The organism is Aeromonas sp. 600276, assembly GCF_049175815.1.
Classification (GTDB): domain Bacteria; phylum Pseudomonadota; class Gammaproteobacteria; order Enterobacterales; family Aeromonadaceae; genus Aeromonas; species Aeromonas dhakensis.
On record NZ_JAAKVU010000001.1, the window covers coordinates 394,665 to 409,252 of the forward strand.

General features: G+C 64.0%; 11 protein-coding genes. 3 read left to right on the top strand and 8 right to left on the bottom strand.

Going from position 1 to position 14,588, the window contains the following annotated elements:
- Positions 1–16 precede the first annotated feature (16 nt).
- The gene (locus G5134_RS01875) at positions 17–964 is read left to right on the top strand and encodes a 1-aminocyclopropane-1-carboxylate deaminase/D-cysteine desulfhydrase (RefSeq protein ID WP_026139098.1); all 948 of its coding nucleotides are present in this window, start codon (positions 17–19) and stop codon (positions 962–964) included.
- 89 nt (positions 965–1,053) lie between these two features.
- Here the strand turns inward: G5134_RS01875 and G5134_RS01880 are convergent, their stop codons facing one another.
- Positions 1,054–2,982, bottom strand: coding sequence for an RNase E specificity factor CsrD (locus tag G5134_RS01880; RefSeq protein ID WP_010635385.1), 1,929 nt, complete (start codon positions 2,980–2,982; stop codon positions 1,054–1,056).
- A 548-nt stretch (positions 2,983–3,530) separates the two neighbouring features.
- Between G5134_RS01880 and G5134_RS01885 the strand changes: the two genes are divergently transcribed.
- Both G5134_RS01885 and G5134_RS01890 read left to right on the top strand, forming a co-directional pair.
- Complete coding sequence (locus tag G5134_RS01885) at positions 3,531–5,066, top strand: EAL domain-containing protein (RefSeq protein WP_279699305.1); 1,536 nt, start codon at positions 3,531–3,533, stop codon at positions 5,064–5,066.
- Positions 5,067–5,274: 208 nt separating this feature from the next.
- Positions 5,275–6,372, top strand: a complete 1,098-nt coding sequence (locus G5134_RS01890) for a calcium:proton antiporter (RefSeq protein WP_005308064.1) — start codon at positions 5,275–5,277, stop codon at positions 6,370–6,372.
- 73 nt (positions 6,373–6,445) lie between these two features.
- Here G5134_RS01890 and hutH read toward each other — a convergent pair whose 3' ends face one another.
- The 7 genes from hutH to rpoH all read right to left on the bottom strand — a co-directional run bounded on the left by hutH (position 6,446) and on the right by rpoH (position 14,487).
- Positions 6,446–7,978 (bottom strand): histidine ammonia-lyase, encoded by a 1,533-nt coding sequence (hutH, locus tag G5134_RS01895; RefSeq protein WP_024942729.1) that lies wholly within the window; start codon positions 7,976–7,978, stop codon positions 6,446–6,448.
- Positions 7,979–7,982: 4 nt separating this feature from the next.
- A complete protein-coding gene (gene hutU, locus G5134_RS01900) occupies positions 7,983–9,692 on the bottom strand; it encodes a urocanate hydratase (protein ID WP_024942730.1) in 1,710 nt (569 codons plus the stop codon).
- A gap of 45 nt (positions 9,693–9,737) precedes the next feature.
- Complete coding sequence (gene hutG, locus G5134_RS01905) at positions 9,738–10,676, bottom strand: formimidoylglutamase (protein WP_024942731.1); 939 nt, start codon at positions 10,674–10,676, stop codon at positions 9,738–9,740.
- Positions 10,669–11,904, bottom strand: coding sequence for an imidazolonepropionase (hutI, locus tag G5134_RS01910; protein WP_421231840.1), 1,236 nt, complete (start codon positions 11,902–11,904; stop codon positions 10,669–10,671). Before hutI ends, hutG begins: the two co-directional genes overlap by 8 nt.
- 155 nt (positions 11,905–12,059) lie before the next feature.
- Complete coding sequence (gene hutC, locus G5134_RS01915) at positions 12,060–12,764, bottom strand: histidine utilization repressor (RefSeq protein WP_005308057.1); 705 nt, start codon at positions 12,762–12,764, stop codon at positions 12,060–12,062.
- 11 nt (positions 12,765–12,775) lie between these two features.
- Positions 12,776–13,435 (bottom strand): carbonate dehydratase, encoded by a 660-nt coding sequence (gene can, locus G5134_RS01920; RefSeq protein ID WP_005308055.1) that lies wholly within the window; start codon positions 13,433–13,435, stop codon positions 12,776–12,778.
- 197 nt (positions 13,436–13,632) lie between these two features.
- On the bottom strand, positions 13,633–14,487 hold the full coding sequence (gene rpoH, locus G5134_RS01925) for an RNA polymerase sigma factor RpoH (RefSeq protein WP_065017359.1): 855 nt from the start codon (positions 14,485–14,487) through the stop codon (positions 13,633–13,635).
- Positions 14,488–14,588: the final 101 nt, after the last annotated feature.

Consider the following 14,588-nt stretch of genomic DNA (forward strand, 5'->3'; position numbering starts at 1 on the left):
ATTAGCCTCCAGATAAATGACGGATTACTCATTGCCACCCCAGCCCCAATCCGGCTTGTCGTTGCCGTTGCAACCGGCCCTGCTGCCCTCGCCGCTGCACGCTGTCTCGCACCCGCTGTTGAACACCCATGATGTCCAGCTCTGGTGCAAACGGGACGATCTGATCCACCCCGCCATCTCGGGCAACAAGTGGCGCAAGCTCAAGTACCACCTGCGGTATGCCGAGGAGCAAGGCAAGCGCCATCTGCTCTCGTTTGGCGGCGCCTACTCCAATCATATCCATGCCCTGGCGGCGGCCGGGTGCCAATCTGGCCTGCGTACTACCGGCATCATACGCGGGGAACCGGAGGCCGTCAGCAACGCCACCCTGAGCGCGGCGAAAGGCTGGGGCATGGATCTCATTTTTGTCGACCGCCAGAGCTACCGGCGACGGCAGGATCCCGCCTGGCTGGACCAATTCCAGGATGAAGAGACCCTGATAGTGCCGGAGGGGGGCAGCAGCCCGCTGGCCATCCCCGGAGTGGCCGAGCTGGTCGACGAGGTGCCCTTCTCGCCGGATCTCTGGGTATTGCCTTGTGCCAGCGGCGGCACCCTGGCCGGGCTCATCGCCGGCAAGCGGGATCCGGAACAGATCCTCGCCATCGCCGTGCTCAAGGGGGGGAGCTTCATCGCCGACGAGGTGCGCCGCCTCCACCCGGCCGCCGCCGACACGCCCGGCTGGCGGATCGCGCTGGATCACCACGACGGTGGCTATGCCAAATTCACTCCGGCGCTCTGGCAGTGGGTGCAGGCCTTCAGCGCCGAGACGGGTCTGCCACTTGAGCCCATCTACAGCGGCAAGGCAATGTGGGGACTGTTTCGCGAACTGGCGGCCGGTCGCATCCCGCGCGGCAGCAAGATCGTCTTCATCCACACCGGCGGCATGCAGGGGCTGGCGGGACTGAGAGAGCAGGGGCGCCTGTGATGGGCTGCCAGGCGCGGAGCAGGCGCTGAACCACCGCTCTTGACCACAAAAAAAGAGAGGGTCGCCCGGGCGACCCTCTCTTGCCTCCGTCAGGCGCCGGCCGGTTCCAGCACCAGCCGCTGTGGCTCGGCAAACCAGGGGCCCTGCCCGGCGTGCACCCCGAGGTGGCGCAGCATCTTCCACTCATCGCCGCTCTCCACCCCCACGGCGATGACCCGGGTGCGGGTATTGGCACAGCCCCCCACCAGGCTGCGCACCGCCATCTGGTTGACCTGGCGGGTGTGGATCTCGCGCACCAGGCTGGGGTGCAGCTTGAGGAAGTTGATCTCGAACTCCTTGATGTACTGGGTGCTCACCACGTCCTGGCCGGCATGATCGATGGCCAGCTGGCAGCCCAGCATGCGCAGCGCCCGCAGCGGCCGCTTGAGCGCCTCGTAGTGGCGGGTCACCTGGGCCTCGGAGAGCTGCAGGATCAGCCGCTCATTGGTGCTGCGCGGCAGCTGGAACAGATCGAAGAACAGCCAGCGCTGGAACTCCCGGTGCAGCAGGCTCTGGGCGCAGAGAGTCAGGCTGATGGGACAGCTCTGCTCGGAGCGCTGACGCAACAGGGCGAGGGTCTGCTGTGCCACCAGCCGATCCAGCGGCAGCAGCAGCCCCGCCTTCTCCGCCATCGGCATGAAGACGCCGGCCTGCAGCTCCCGCCCCTGCTCGTCGTGGATCCGGATCAGCAGATCCTGCTGCAGCACCACCTGATCCCGCTCCTGCTGCACCGGCTGCACGTAGAAGTCGATGCCGTGCTCCTCGATGCGCCGGCCGATCAGGGTGCGCCAGCGCACCGTGCCCTTGCTGCTCTGCTCCTCGTCCAGCTGCTTCTCGTAGAGGAACCAGCCGGTGTGGCCCTGCAGCTGCGCGCTCTTGAGCGCCAGCTCCGCCTCCTCCTGCACCTTGAGCAGGGAGTCCTCGGCCTGATAGCAGACCGCCCCCAGATAGACGGCGGTGTCGGCATTGACCGCCTCGGGCCAGTGCAGCCGCTGCAGACTCTTGTGCAGCTGGCCGGCGGCATCCACCATCTCGCTCTCCGACATGTTGGGCAGCAGCACCGCAAACACCTGACCGGCATAGCGCGCCTGCAGGGCACCGCTGTGCTTGCGCACGAAGGCGGCAATGGAGGCGCTCGCCTCCATCAGCAGATCCTGGCTCTGGCGGCCGTTCAGCTCGGGATCCAGCTCCTCCAGCCCGGCCAGCTCGATCAGCAGCACGCCGCCACTCATCACGCTCGCCTCCATGATGGCGCTCTCCAGCCGGTTGTCGAAGAACAGCCGGTTGCCGATGCCGGTCAGCTTGTCGACGAAGGCGTTGCTGCGGATGAAGTTGTCGAAGCGACTGCGCTCCTTGCGGGCATCCGCCAGCTCGGCCAGCAGATAATCGAGGGCCTGGCTGGCTGACTGCGGCCACTCGTCGGCCGGATCGTGGGCCAGCTTGGTCAGTTTGCCGTCCAGGATCAGCTGGGCCCGCTCTGCCAGCAGCTCGGCCCCGCGCAGTTGCAAACGCAGCCAGCGGATGGAGTACCAGAGACCGAACACCACGATGAAGATGCCGAGGGAGATGCCAGACATGGCCTTGATGGAGTACTCGAACTCCTTGAACGGCCGCTCCAGCTTGAAGTCGGCCTGCATGTCGGGTTGATGGGGAATGGCCTGGTGATAGGGGATCAGCAGGCTCTCGTCGGTCGGCTGCTGCACGTCGCGAAACCAGTAGATCCGCTGCTTGTTCTGGCGGATCTCCAGCTCAACCACGTGGGCCGAGCGCAGCAGGGTCGGCAGCCAGCGGGTGAGATCCTGATGATCGTCGGCGATCTCCAGCTGCTTGTCGATGATCTCCACCAGGGAGTTGACCTTCTTCTGCTGCAGCTCCATGCCCAGCTCGCGAAAGCTGAACACCCCGCCAAGCAGCACCATGGCCATGGCCGCGATGACGCACAGGGTAATAAACGAGACAAGCTGGGTGGTCAGTTTCATGTACCTTTCCGTATGCCCGACAACTTCCATGTGGCTTCATCGTATCAGCCAACCTTGAAGCGCGCCTATGGACGAAGATCCCGCTTCTGGAATTAAGCGGGCGAGCATACCCAAACAGGTGCGAGAACACCAAGCCCCGGACAGGGTGGCAGCCAAAAAAGGAGGATCAAGGAAGAGGAAAGGGAGGCAGGGCTCAGGGCCATGGCCGAATGACAGGCAGAAAAATGGTCCCGCAGAGGGGACCAAAAGAAACACTCATATCAAAACTAACACTCTGTGCTACTGACAAAAAAACAGATACAGGAGTATTGAACACACGGTGAGTCAAACCGCACGGCTACTCTAGCCACTTCAGATAAGCTGGACAATTGTCATTTATGACAGGTCAGCGATTGAATCTTCAGCAGCCGATTTTATAAAACCATTATTTATCAGCAGATTATAAATCTACGACACAAGTGTGATCGCCTCCGCTCAAATCGATGCAGCTAATGCACTATGATGATGCCACTCATATGCATCCTATTCGCCCATCAGGCAGGTGCCCCTTGCGAACTATCTCCCCATTCTGGCTCACTCTGTTGCTGTTCTGCCTGCCGCTGCTGGCCAGTCTTCCCCTCAGCCAGCTGCTCGGCGGCACCCTGGCCCACCAGCTGCTGCAGAAGAAGAAAGAGGAGATCAAAGCCGCCCTGGTGGAGCGACATCAGGTACTGGACGAGAGCATTCGCAACCAGCTGGTGCAGTTCCATTTTGACTGCGGCGAGCAGGACATGGCGTTGCTGCGGGCCCCCCGTTTTTACAACGAACACATCCGCATCCAGGGGCTGCTGCTCGCCTCCGGTGGCGGCTGTTCCAGCCTGGGGATGGACCTGCCCTTCACCCTGGCCGAGCTGCCCCCCTACCCCAATCAGGATGCTTTCGGGATCGCGGCCACCCAGGCCCGCTTCAACACCGAACAGGAGATAGTCGCCTACTACCGCAGCGGCGGCAACATAGTCTACTGGGTGCTGAGCAACAGCTGGAGCCACGCCCTGCTGCAATATCCCTGCGCCAACTGCTTCTACCTCGAATTCAGCCAGCTGCAACCGGGGGGCTCCAGCCCGACCTTCCCCCGCGGCGACAGCGCCATCAAGGAGGAGGCAGGCAGTCAAAGCCTCAGCCTCAGTTTTCTCGATCCCCACGAGCAGATCCGGCAGACCCTGTGGGCCGGCCGGGCGCTCGAGCAGTACGCCCTGCAGCAGGCCCGCTACTACGGGCTCTGGTGCGGCGCCGCCGTCGGGGCTCTGCTGGTTGCGGCTTACTGGGGGCTGCGCAACTACCGGCGCTCTCTCAAGGGATTGTTGCAGGCCGGGCTGGCGCGGCGGGAGTTCGTCCCCTTCTACCAACCCGTGGTGGACAGCCGCAGCCAGCAGGTGGTGGGGTTCGAGGCACTGCTGCGCTGGCAGCGGGGCGGCGGCCTGATCCCGCCAGGAGCCTTCATCGACTATGCGGAAGAGCAGGAGCTGATCCTGCCCATGACCAGCCAACTGCTGGAAAAAGTCATCGCCGACCTGCCCAAGCTCATCCCCGGCCAGTGGGTCAGCGTCAACATAGTGGCCTCCCACCTGGAGCAACCGCACCTGCGCAACCTGCTGCTGCGCCACGGCTGGCCCTCTCCCGCCCAGCTCACCTTCGAGCTGACCGAGCGCAAGCCCATCACCGACATCGAGACGGCGAGCGCCGAGATCGGCGCCCTGCAGCAGCGGGGCTACCACTTCAAGCTGGATGACTTCGGCACCGGTTACGGCGGCTTCGCCTACCTGCAGCGACTCGGCATCCGCCAGATCAAGATCGACAAGATGTTCGTCGACACCATAGGCACAGACGATCTCAAGCGCAGCGTGCTGGATGCCACCATCGCCTTTGGCCGCGAGTCTGGCATGGAGATGATTGCCGAGGGGGTCGAACGCCAGGATCAGGTGGAATATCTGGACCAGCACGGCGTGCACCTGATCCAGGGCTACGTCTATGCCCCGCCCATGGCCCTGACCAAGCTGAAGATCTGGCTGCTGGCCTGGTACCAGAACCACGGGGGCGAGCGCTGAGCCAGCCTCTGCCCCCTCGACCGCACAGGCGAACACGACTCTGCGCTGGCAGCGGGTGAGGATGCGGCTCCCCTCATATCTTGCAACAAAATGTTTTTTCCTTGCGCGGATAACAGCCTTTATCATTGGCAGGGCCGTCACTGCGGTGACGTGCCATCCTGCTCCAAACCCGTCGGCTCACGCCGCCCCGAGATGAGAACCACTGCCTATGAAGTCATTTATCCGGCAAGAGATTGCCCTGCCCGTCGGCCTGCTCACCCTGCTCTTCTTCAAGACGCTAGGTAGCGACCTGCTGACAGAGACAACTCCGCTCGGGATCTATCTTCCGGTGTCGGCTGTGCTGCTTGCCATCGTCACCTGGGCCATCTTCTCGGTGGTGCGCCACTCCGATGCCCTCGCCATCAAGCTGGGCGAACCCTTCGGCACCCTGATCCTCACCCTGTCGGTCATCTCGCTGGAGGTGGTGATGATCTCCTCGGTCATGCTGACCGGCGAACCCAATCCGGTGATGGCCCGCGACACCATGTTTGCGGTGGTGATGCTGGTGACCAACGGCCTGGTGGGCTTCACCCTGCTGTTTGGCGGCTGGCGCTACCACACCCAGAGCTTCAATCTGGACGGGGTCAAATCCTATCTGGTGGCCATCATTCCGCTGGCACTGCTCTGTCTGGTGCTACCCAACTTCACCGAGGGGGGCAACATCGGCAGCATGTCGAGCGCCATGTCCTGGATGCTGATCATCATCTCGGTGCTGCTCTACGGCGTCTTCCTGCTGATCCAGACCCGCAGCCACAGCCACTTCTTCATCGACAGCGATCACGAGGATTACGAAGAGCACCACGGCCCGCTGCAGAGCAACGTCTACCACACCCTGTTGCTGCTCGCCTATCTGGTGGTGGTGATCCTGCTGGCCAAGACCCTCGCCATTCCCATCAACCACGGGGTCAAAGTGCTGGCGGCGCCGCCGGCGCTGGGCGGCTTCATCGTCGCCTGTATCGTGCTGGCCCCCGAGGCGGTCGGCGCCATCAAGGCGGCCTTCAACAACCAGCTGCAGCGGGCCATGAATCTCTACTTCGGCTCTGTGCTGGCCACCATCGCCCTCACAGTGCCCGCCGTGCTGTTCATCGGCGCCATGCTGGGTCAGGAGGTTCGTCTGGGCCTCTCGGCCGCCGACATGGTGCTGCTTATCACCACTCTCATGGTGTGCAAGGTGACCTTCAGCAGCGGCCGCACCAATGCGCTGCACGGGGCTACCCACCTGGTGTTGTTCGTGGTCTACCTGTTCCTGATGTTCGAGCACGAATAACCGCTGGATCATCGACCACAGCAACGAAAAGACCGCCCGATGGGCGGTCTTCTGTTATGGGCTGGGTGGCCGCTTAGAGGCTCGGCAGCACGCCGGCCGGGATCAGGTCGTTGTAGCTGGCCCGGCCCAGCAGGGCGGCGGCTGCCTCGATGTCCGGCGCGAAGTACCTGTCCTTGTCGTAGAAGCTGACCTCTTCGCGCAGGCGGCCCTTGGCCAGCTCCACCAGCTCGGTGGAACGCAGCGGTGCGCGGAAATCCAGGCCCTGGGCCGCGGCCAGCAGCTCCACCGCCAGGATGCCGCGGGTGTTCTCGGCCATGTCCGCCAGCCGGCGACCGGCGAAAGTGGCCATGGAGACGTGATCCTCCTGGTTGGCGGAGGTGGGCAGACTGTCCACCGAGGCCGGGTGGGCCAGGGTCTTGTTCTCGGAGGCCAGCGCCGCCGAAGTGACCTGAGCGATCATAAAGCCCGAATTCACCCCGCCGTTGTTGACCAGAAACGCCGGCAGACCGGACATCCGAGAGTCGATCAGCAGCGCCATCCGCCGCTCTGACAGAGAACCGATCTCGGCGATGGCCAGCGCCAGGTTGTCGGCGGCGAAGGCCACGGGTTCTGCGTGGAAGTTGCCGCCGGAGAGAATGTCCTCATCCTCGGCAAACACCAGCGGGTTGTCGGAGACCGCGTTGGCCTCGCACACCAGCACCTCGGCCGCCTGACGGATCTGGGTCAGGCAGGCGCCCATCACCTGCGGTTGGCAGCGCAGGGAGTAAGGATCCTGCACCTTCTCGCAGTTGTGGTGGGACATGCCGATCTCGCTGCCATCCACCAGCAGGTGGCGGTAGCAGGCAGCCGCGTCGATCTGGCCGCGCTGGCCGCGCACCGCGTGGATGCGGGCATCGAACGGACGGCGGCTGCCGAGGGCCGCCTCCACGCTCATGGCGCCTATGGTGATGGCGCCGGCGTAGAGATCCTCGGCGTGGAACAGCCCTTCCAGCGCGAAGGCGGTGCTCGCCTGGGTGCCGTTGAGCAGTGCCAGCCCCTCTTTCGGTGCCAGTGCGATGGACTCCAGCCCGGCAATCTTGAGGGCCGTGGTGGCATCGATCAGCTCGCCCTTGTGGCGCGCCTTGCCTTCACCGATCAGCAGGCAGCTCATGTGGGCCAGCGGCGCCAGGTCGCCGGAGGCGCCGACGGAGCCCTTCTTAGGCACCACCGGGTAGACCTCGGCGTTGATGAGACGCATCAGGGCCTCCAGCACCACCAGCCGGATGCCGGAGAAGCCGCGGGCCAGGGAGTTGAGTTTGAGCACCATCATCAGCCGCACGGTGGCGTCATCCATGTACTCGCCGATACCGGCGGCATGGGAGAGCACGATGGAGCGCTGCAGCTCGTCCAGCTGTTCCACCGGAATGCGGGTGTTGGCCAGCAGGCCGAAGCCGGTGTTGATGCCATACACCACCCGGTTTTGCTCGATCACCTTGGTGACCACGGCGGCGGAGGAGTGGATCCCCGCCAGGGCGGAGGGATCCAGCGAAACGTGTACCGGCTCGCGGCTGACGCGGCGCAGGGTGGCGAGATCCAGCTCGCCCGGGGTAATAGTCAGTTCAAACATGGTGTTACACCTTTCCTTTGACACCGTTGGCGCCGTCAATCATCGGCAGATCCAGTTTCTCATCAACGGCACAGTTGATGGCAATTTCGTAGCCGGCATCGGCGTGACGCATCACCCCGGTGGCCGGGTCGTTGCGCAGCACGCGGCCGACCCGCTTGGCGGCGTCGTCGGTGCCGTCACAGACGATCACCACGCCGGAGTGCTGGGAGAAGCCCATGCCGACCCCGCCACCGTGGTGCAGGGAGACCCAGGTCGCCCCGCCGGCTGTGTTGAGCAGGGCGTTGAGCAGCGGCCAGTCGGAGACGGCGTCGGAGCCGTCCATCATGGATTCGGTCTCGCGGTTCGGGCTCGCCACCGAGCCGGAGTCCAGGTGATCGCGGCCGATGACGACGGGGGCTTTCAGCTCGCCGTTCTTCACCATCTCGTTGAAGGCCAGGCCCAGGCGCACCCGATCCTTGACCCCGACCCAGCAGATCCGCGCCGGCAGGCCCTGGAAGGCGATGCGCTCGCGAGCCATGTCGAGCCAGTTGTGCAGGTGGGGATCGTCCGGGATCAGCTCCTTCACCTTCTGATCGGTCTTGTAGATGTCTTCTGGGTCGCCGGAGAGGGCCACCCAGCGGAACGGACCAATGCCCTCGCAGAACAACGGGCGGATGTAGGCCGGCACGAAGCCGGGGAAGTCGAAGGCATTCTTGACCCCCTCTTCCAGCGCCATCTGGCGAATGTTGTTGCCGTAATCGAGCGTGGCGGCGCCGCGGGATTGCAGGGTCAGCATGGCCTCTACCTGACGGGCCATGGAGCGGCGGGCGGCCACATTGACCTCTTGCGGCGCGCTCTTCTGCAGGTCGCGCCACTGGGCCACGCTCCAGCCCTGGGGCAGGTAGCCGTGGATCGGGTCGTGGGCTGAGGTCTGGTCGGTCACCACGTCCGGCGTGATGCCGCGGGCCACCAGTTCGGCGAAGACGTCGGCGGCGTTGCCGAGCAGGCCGACGGAGACGGCGGTGCCGCTCTGCCTGGCTTCCTCGACCATGGCCAGCGCCTCATCCAGGCTATGGGCCTTCTTGTCGACGTAGCGGGTCTTGAGGCGAAAATCGATGCGGGTCTCATCGCACTCCACGGCGATCATGGAGAAGCCGGCCATGGTGGCGGCCAGCGGCTGGGCACCGCCCATACCACCCAGGCCCCCGGTCAGGATCCAGCGCCCCTTGGGTTCGCCGTTGAAGTGCTGGTTGGCCACCGCGAAGAAGGTCTCGTAGGTGCCCTGCACGATGCCCTGGGTACCGATATAGATCCAGGAGCCGGCGGTCATCTGGCCGTACATCATCAGGCCCTTCTTGTCGAGCTCGTTGAAGTGCTCCCAGTTGGCCCAGTGCGGCACCAGGTTGGAGTTGGCGATCAGCACCCGCGGTGCGTCCTTGTGGGTCTGGAACACGCCGACCGGCTTGCCGGATTGCACCAGCAGGGTCTCGTTCTCCTCGAGGCGGGTCAGCACCTCGACGATCTTGTCGTAGCAGGCCCAGTTGCGGGCGGCGCGACCGATGCCGCCGTACACCACCAGGGATTGGGGATGCTCGGCCACTTCCGGATCCAGGTTGTTCATCAGCATCCGCAGGGGCGCCTCGGTGAGCCAGCTCTTGGCAGTCAGCTGGGTGCCGTGGGGAGCACGGATGATCCGGCTCGGATCGTGGCGGGGATCCTGGTGTTGTACAGACATAGACACTCCTTGTTTAGCGATACGGTCAGGCGGCGCGGTGCGCCGCTACTTGGTCAACTGGTGGACCAGGCGCGCGGCCACGCGGGCGCTGCGGTTGTCCTGATCCAGATTCGGGTTGTACTCGGCCAGATCGGCGAGCCTGAGCTTGCCGCTGGCCCGAATATGGGCGATCAGCGGTTCGATGACGGCCAGCTCCACGCCGCGGGCCGCAGGGGCACTTACCCCCGGCATCACGGCGGCGGGCAGCACGTCCAGATCGATGGTCAGATAGAGGTGGTCACAGCGGGCGATAAAGGCATCCAGCCCGTTGAGCAAGGCTGGCAGCTCGGTCGGCGTCATCGCCTCGTCCAGCACATGCCACGCCCCCAGCGCCTCGGCGCGGGCAAACAGGGCCGCCGTGTTGGCGGTCTCGGCCACCCCGAGGCAGGCGTAGGTAAAGGGCGAGCCCTGGGCAGCGCACTGCTCGGCAATCTGGAAGAAGGGGGTGCCGGAACTCGCCTGCTCCAGCTTCATGCGCAGGTCAAAGTGAGCGTCGAAGTTGATGATGCCCACCCTGCCACGGCCGCCCAGATGACGGTTGAGGCCGCTCCAGCTGCCGAAGGCCACCTCGTGGCCGCCCCCCAGCACCAGCGGGAACTGGCCCTGCTCGAGGGCAGCGGCCACCCGCTCGGCCAGCCGCTCGTGGGCGGCGTCGAGATCGCCATCCTCACAGTGCACGTCGCCGCCATCATAGACCGGTTGGCCCAGATGCCAGGCCGTGTTGGCGAGCAGCTTGCGCACCGCCAGCGGCGCACCGGCCGCACCGACGCGCCCCTTGTTGCGGCGCACCCCTTCGTCGCAGGCGAAGCCGAGCAGTACCACGCCGGGTTCACCGCATCCCTGCCAGGGCTGCACCCTGTCATGCCAGCGCAGGGCCAGTTCACCGTCTTCCGGATCCTGACGCCCCTGCCAGACCGACATGTCGATCCCGTTTATCTTATCCATGCAGGGTCTCCTCCCCATTGACCACCCGGCTCACCAACTGATCGACGCCGATGAGGTAGCTGAGTTCGGCCGGATGGCCGCAGTTCCAGACCAAGAAGTCCGCCAGCATGCCGACCCTGAGCTGCCCCAGCTGCTCCTGCTCGCCAAGCGCCCGGGCGGCGTGGCGGGTCACCCCGGCCATGGCCTCCACCGGGGTCAGGCCGAACAGGGTGCAGGCCATGTTCATGGCCATCCGCAGGGAAACGATGGGGGCCGTGCCCGGGTTGATGTCGGAGGAGACCGCCATCGGCACTCCCGCCTTGCGCAAGGCGGCGACCGGCGGCAGCTTGGTCTCCTTGAGGAAATAGAAGGCGGTGGGCAGCAGGGTCGCGACCACGCCGCGGTGAGCCAGCGCCTGGACCCCTTCCGGATCCAGGTACTCCAGGTGATCCACCGAGAGGGCGCCGAAGTTGGCGGCCAGCGTGCTGCCCCCCAGGTTGGAGAGCTGATCCATGTGCCCCTTCACCGCCAGACCATATTGATCCGCCGCCAGATAGACCTGCTCGGTCTGGGCCAGCGAGAAGCCGATGTGTTCGCAGAAGACGTCCACCGCATCGGCCAGACCCGCCTCGGCGGCGGCCGGGATGATCTCCTGACAGATGGTCTCGACCCAGGAGTCGGGATCGTCGCGATACTCCGGCGGCACCGCATGGGCTGCCAGCAGGGTGGTCTTGACCCGGATCGGCAGCGTCTCTCCCAGTCGGCGAGCCACCCGCAGCATCTTGAGCTCGTCTGCCAGGGTGAGGCCGTAGCCGGACTTGATCTCCACCGTGGTGACCCCTTCCCGGATCAGCGACTTGATCCGTGGCTGCGCCAGCTCAAACAGCTGATCCTCGCTGGCGGCACGGGTGGCACGCACCGTGCTGATGATGCCGCCGCCTTTGCGGGCGATCTCGGCATAGGGCACACCCTTCTGGCGCAGCTCGAACTCTTCGGCACGGCTGCCGGCGAAGATGAGGTGGGTGTGGCAATCGATGAGGCCGGGGGTAACCAGCTTGCCCTTCATGTCCTGCCAATGGGCGGGATAGGGGCCCTTGAGATCCTGCATGGGCACCAGGGCGTGGATCCTCCCCTCATGAACGCCGAGAGCATGGGGCTCCAGCAGACCGTAGTCAGCCAGATCGGAGCGCAGGGTGGCGGGTGTCACGTTGAGCCAGACCCGCTCGCAGTTCAACAGTTCCTTGTTCATACCGACCTCTAAATGTATATACATTAACTTATATCCGATCTCTGACGGGAAAGAAAGGATCAAGTTCACATCTTGATAACAGCGTGTTCATTAGAGCTTAAACACAAAAAAGCCCGCCAGAGGCGGGCTTTGTCAAAAATGATATGTATATACAATTAGCTGAGACTGGTCTTGGAGCTCAACTTGTAGCGGGAGCCTGGCGAGAGCAGGCGGGCATAGGAGACCAGATAACCGTCTGACCAGGTACGCCGATGCAGCAGCAGGCAGGGGGTATCGACCCGTACCTGCAGCAAGCCGGCCTCGCCGGCGCTCGGCAGCACCGCCTCCACCACATGCTCCATCTCGGAGAGGGGACAGACCTCCATCAGATAACGATTGGGGGTCTGGCTGGCAAAATCCTGCTCGCCGTACTCCGGCAGCCGCTCCGCATCGACGAAGCGCTCCTCCAGCTGCAGCGGTTCACCGTCGGCCTGATGGACGATGAGGCTGTGAAAGATGGGCGCCCCGACCCGCAGCCCCAGCTGCACCGCCACCTTCTCGTCGGCGGCCTGGCGCTGCAACCGGATCACCCGGCCGCTGTACTCACTGCCCCGCTCGGCGATCTCGTCGGCGATGTTGCGAATGGCCAGCAGCGGCGACTCGGTGCGCCGGTCCGCCACGAAACTGCCAGAGCCGGCGGTGCGCACCAGCCAGCCCTCGGCCACCAGTTCGCGCAACGCCTTGTTGACCGTCATCCGGCTCACAGTGAACTGCTCGCACAGGGCGGCCTCGGTCGGGATCCGGTCGCCCGCCTGATAGTGGCGTTCGCGGATCCCGTCCAGGATGTGCTGCTTGATCTGCAGATAGAGAGCCGGTGCCAACGGGATGCTCCTCAGCGACGGCGGTGGGGCGGACGCATGTCCGGCCAGGCGCGATAGACGTCCGGGATCTGCTCCGGCCCGCTGATGCAGAGATCGAGATCGTGCAGCAGACCGTCCTTGATGCCGTAGATCCAGCCGTGCACCGCCAGCTCCTGCCCCTTGCGCCAGGCGTTCTGGATGATGGTGGTGTGGCAGACGTTGGCCACCTGCTCGGCCACGTTCAGCTCGCACAGGTAGTCGAAGCGCTCGTGCTCATCCTCGATGGCATCCAGCTGCTCGCGATACTTGAAGTAGACATCCTTGATGTTGCGCAGCCAGTTGTCGATGAGCCCCAGCTCCTGGTTCTGCATCGCCGCCTTGACGCCACCACAGCCGTAGTGGCCGCAGACGATGATGTGCTTCACCTTGAGCACCTCGACCGCGTATTGCAGCACCGAGAGGCAGTTGAAGTCGGTGTGCACCACCAGGTTGGCGACGTTGCGGTGGACGAACACGTCCCCCGGCAGCAGCCCCATCAGCTGGTTGGCGGGTACCCGGCTGTCAGAGCAGCCGATCCAGAGATATTCGGGGGCCTGCTGGGCGGAGAGGGTAGCAAAGAATTCGGGATCCTCGGCCTTGATCCGTTCCGCCCACTCGCGGTTGTTGGTAAACAAGTCGTTCAAGAGTTTCACTATCTGCTCTCCCTACTGTGGCAGTGGCGGCAACATACCATACACAAGGGTAACCAAGGCAAGGCCGACCAGATCCCCGCCAAACAAAAACAGGGCCATCAGGCCCTGTTTTCATCAGGAGGCTCAGGCCTCCCTCGTATCTTTCAGCTGCCTGGGCGCGTGCCTCTCAAGCTGACTGACCCGCCCGGCGCACAGGATTATGCTTCCATCGCATCCTTCAGCTTCTTGAGGGCATTCTTCTCAAGCTGACGCACCCGCTCGGCGGAGACGCCGTAGGTATCGGCCAGCTCCTGCAGGGTGGTCTTGCTGTCGTCGTCGAGCCAGCGGGCACGGATGATGTGCTGGCTGCGCTCATCCAGGGTGGCCAGGGCCGAGCTCAGACGACGGGTTGCATGATCGTCCCAGTTGTCGTTCTCGATGGTGGCGGCCAGATCGGAGGATTTGTCCTCCAGATAGTGGACCGGCGCGAAACCGCCCTCTTCGTCCTCATCATCGACCAGATCGAACGCCTGATCGTAGTTGCTCATGCGCGCTTCCATCTCGGTGACGTCGGCGGCGGAGACGCCGAGATCGGCGGCCACGGCCTGCACCTCTTCGTGGTTCAGCCAGCCGAGGCGTTTCTTGGATTTGCGCAGGTTGAAGAAGAGCTTGCGCTGGGCCTTGGTGGTTGCCACCTTGACCATGCGCCAGTTGCGCAGCACGTATTCGTGGATTTCGGCCTTGATCCAGTGCACCGCGAAGGAGACCAGACGCACGCCGACGCTCGGGTCGAAGCGCTTGACCGCCTTCATCAGGCCTATGTTGCCTTCCTGCACCAGATCGGCCTGGGGCAGACCGTAACCGGCATAACTCTTGGCGACGTGAACGACAAAACGCAGGTGCGACATAACCAGCTGACGGGCAGCCTCGAGATCGCCTTCCTGCTGCAAACGCTCAGCCAGCTCACGCTCTTCCTCTGCGCTCAGCACCGGAATCGAGTTTACTGCCTGGATATAGCCTTCCAGACTACCTTGCGGAATCAGAGCCATAGTGCGCTGCAATGAAGTTCCCATGTTCTACCTCTTACTTTTCAATCGAATCAGTCTAACACCCTGAGAGGGCCTGTCTACTGACCGGACGCCATTCTGCGGCCTGCATCAAACATGACTGGCAT

Excerpts from the sequence above, each read along its gene's own strand:
- G5134_RS01875 (WP_026139098.1), top strand. The coding sequence starts at position 17 with ATGACGGATTACTCATTGCCACCCCAGCCCCAATCCGGCTTGTCGTTG.
- G5134_RS01880 (WP_010635385.1), bottom strand. The coding sequence starts at position 2,982 with ATGAAACTGACCACCCAGCTTGTCTCGTTTATTACCCTGTGCGTCATC.
- G5134_RS01890 (WP_005308064.1), top strand. The coding sequence starts at position 5,275 with ATGAAGTCATTTATCCGGCAAGAGATTGCCCTGCCCGTCGGCCTGCTC.
- hutH (WP_024942729.1), bottom strand. The coding sequence starts at position 7,978 with ATGTTTGAACTGACTATTACCCCGGGCGAGCTGGATCTCGCCACCCTG.
- hutU (WP_024942730.1), bottom strand. The coding sequence starts at position 9,692 with ATGTCTGTACAACACCAGGATCCCCGCCACGATCCGAGCCGGATCATC.
- hutG (WP_024942731.1), bottom strand. The coding sequence starts at position 10,676 with ATGGATAAGATAAACGGGATCGACATGTCGGTCTGGCAGGGGCGTCAG.
- hutI (WP_421231840.1), bottom strand. The coding sequence starts at position 11,904 with ATGAACAAGGAACTGTTGAACTGCGAGCGGGTCTGGCTCAACGTGACA.
- rpoH (WP_065017359.1), bottom strand. The coding sequence starts at position 14,487 with ATGGGAACTTCATTGCAGCGCACTATGGCTCTGATTCCGCAAGGTAGT.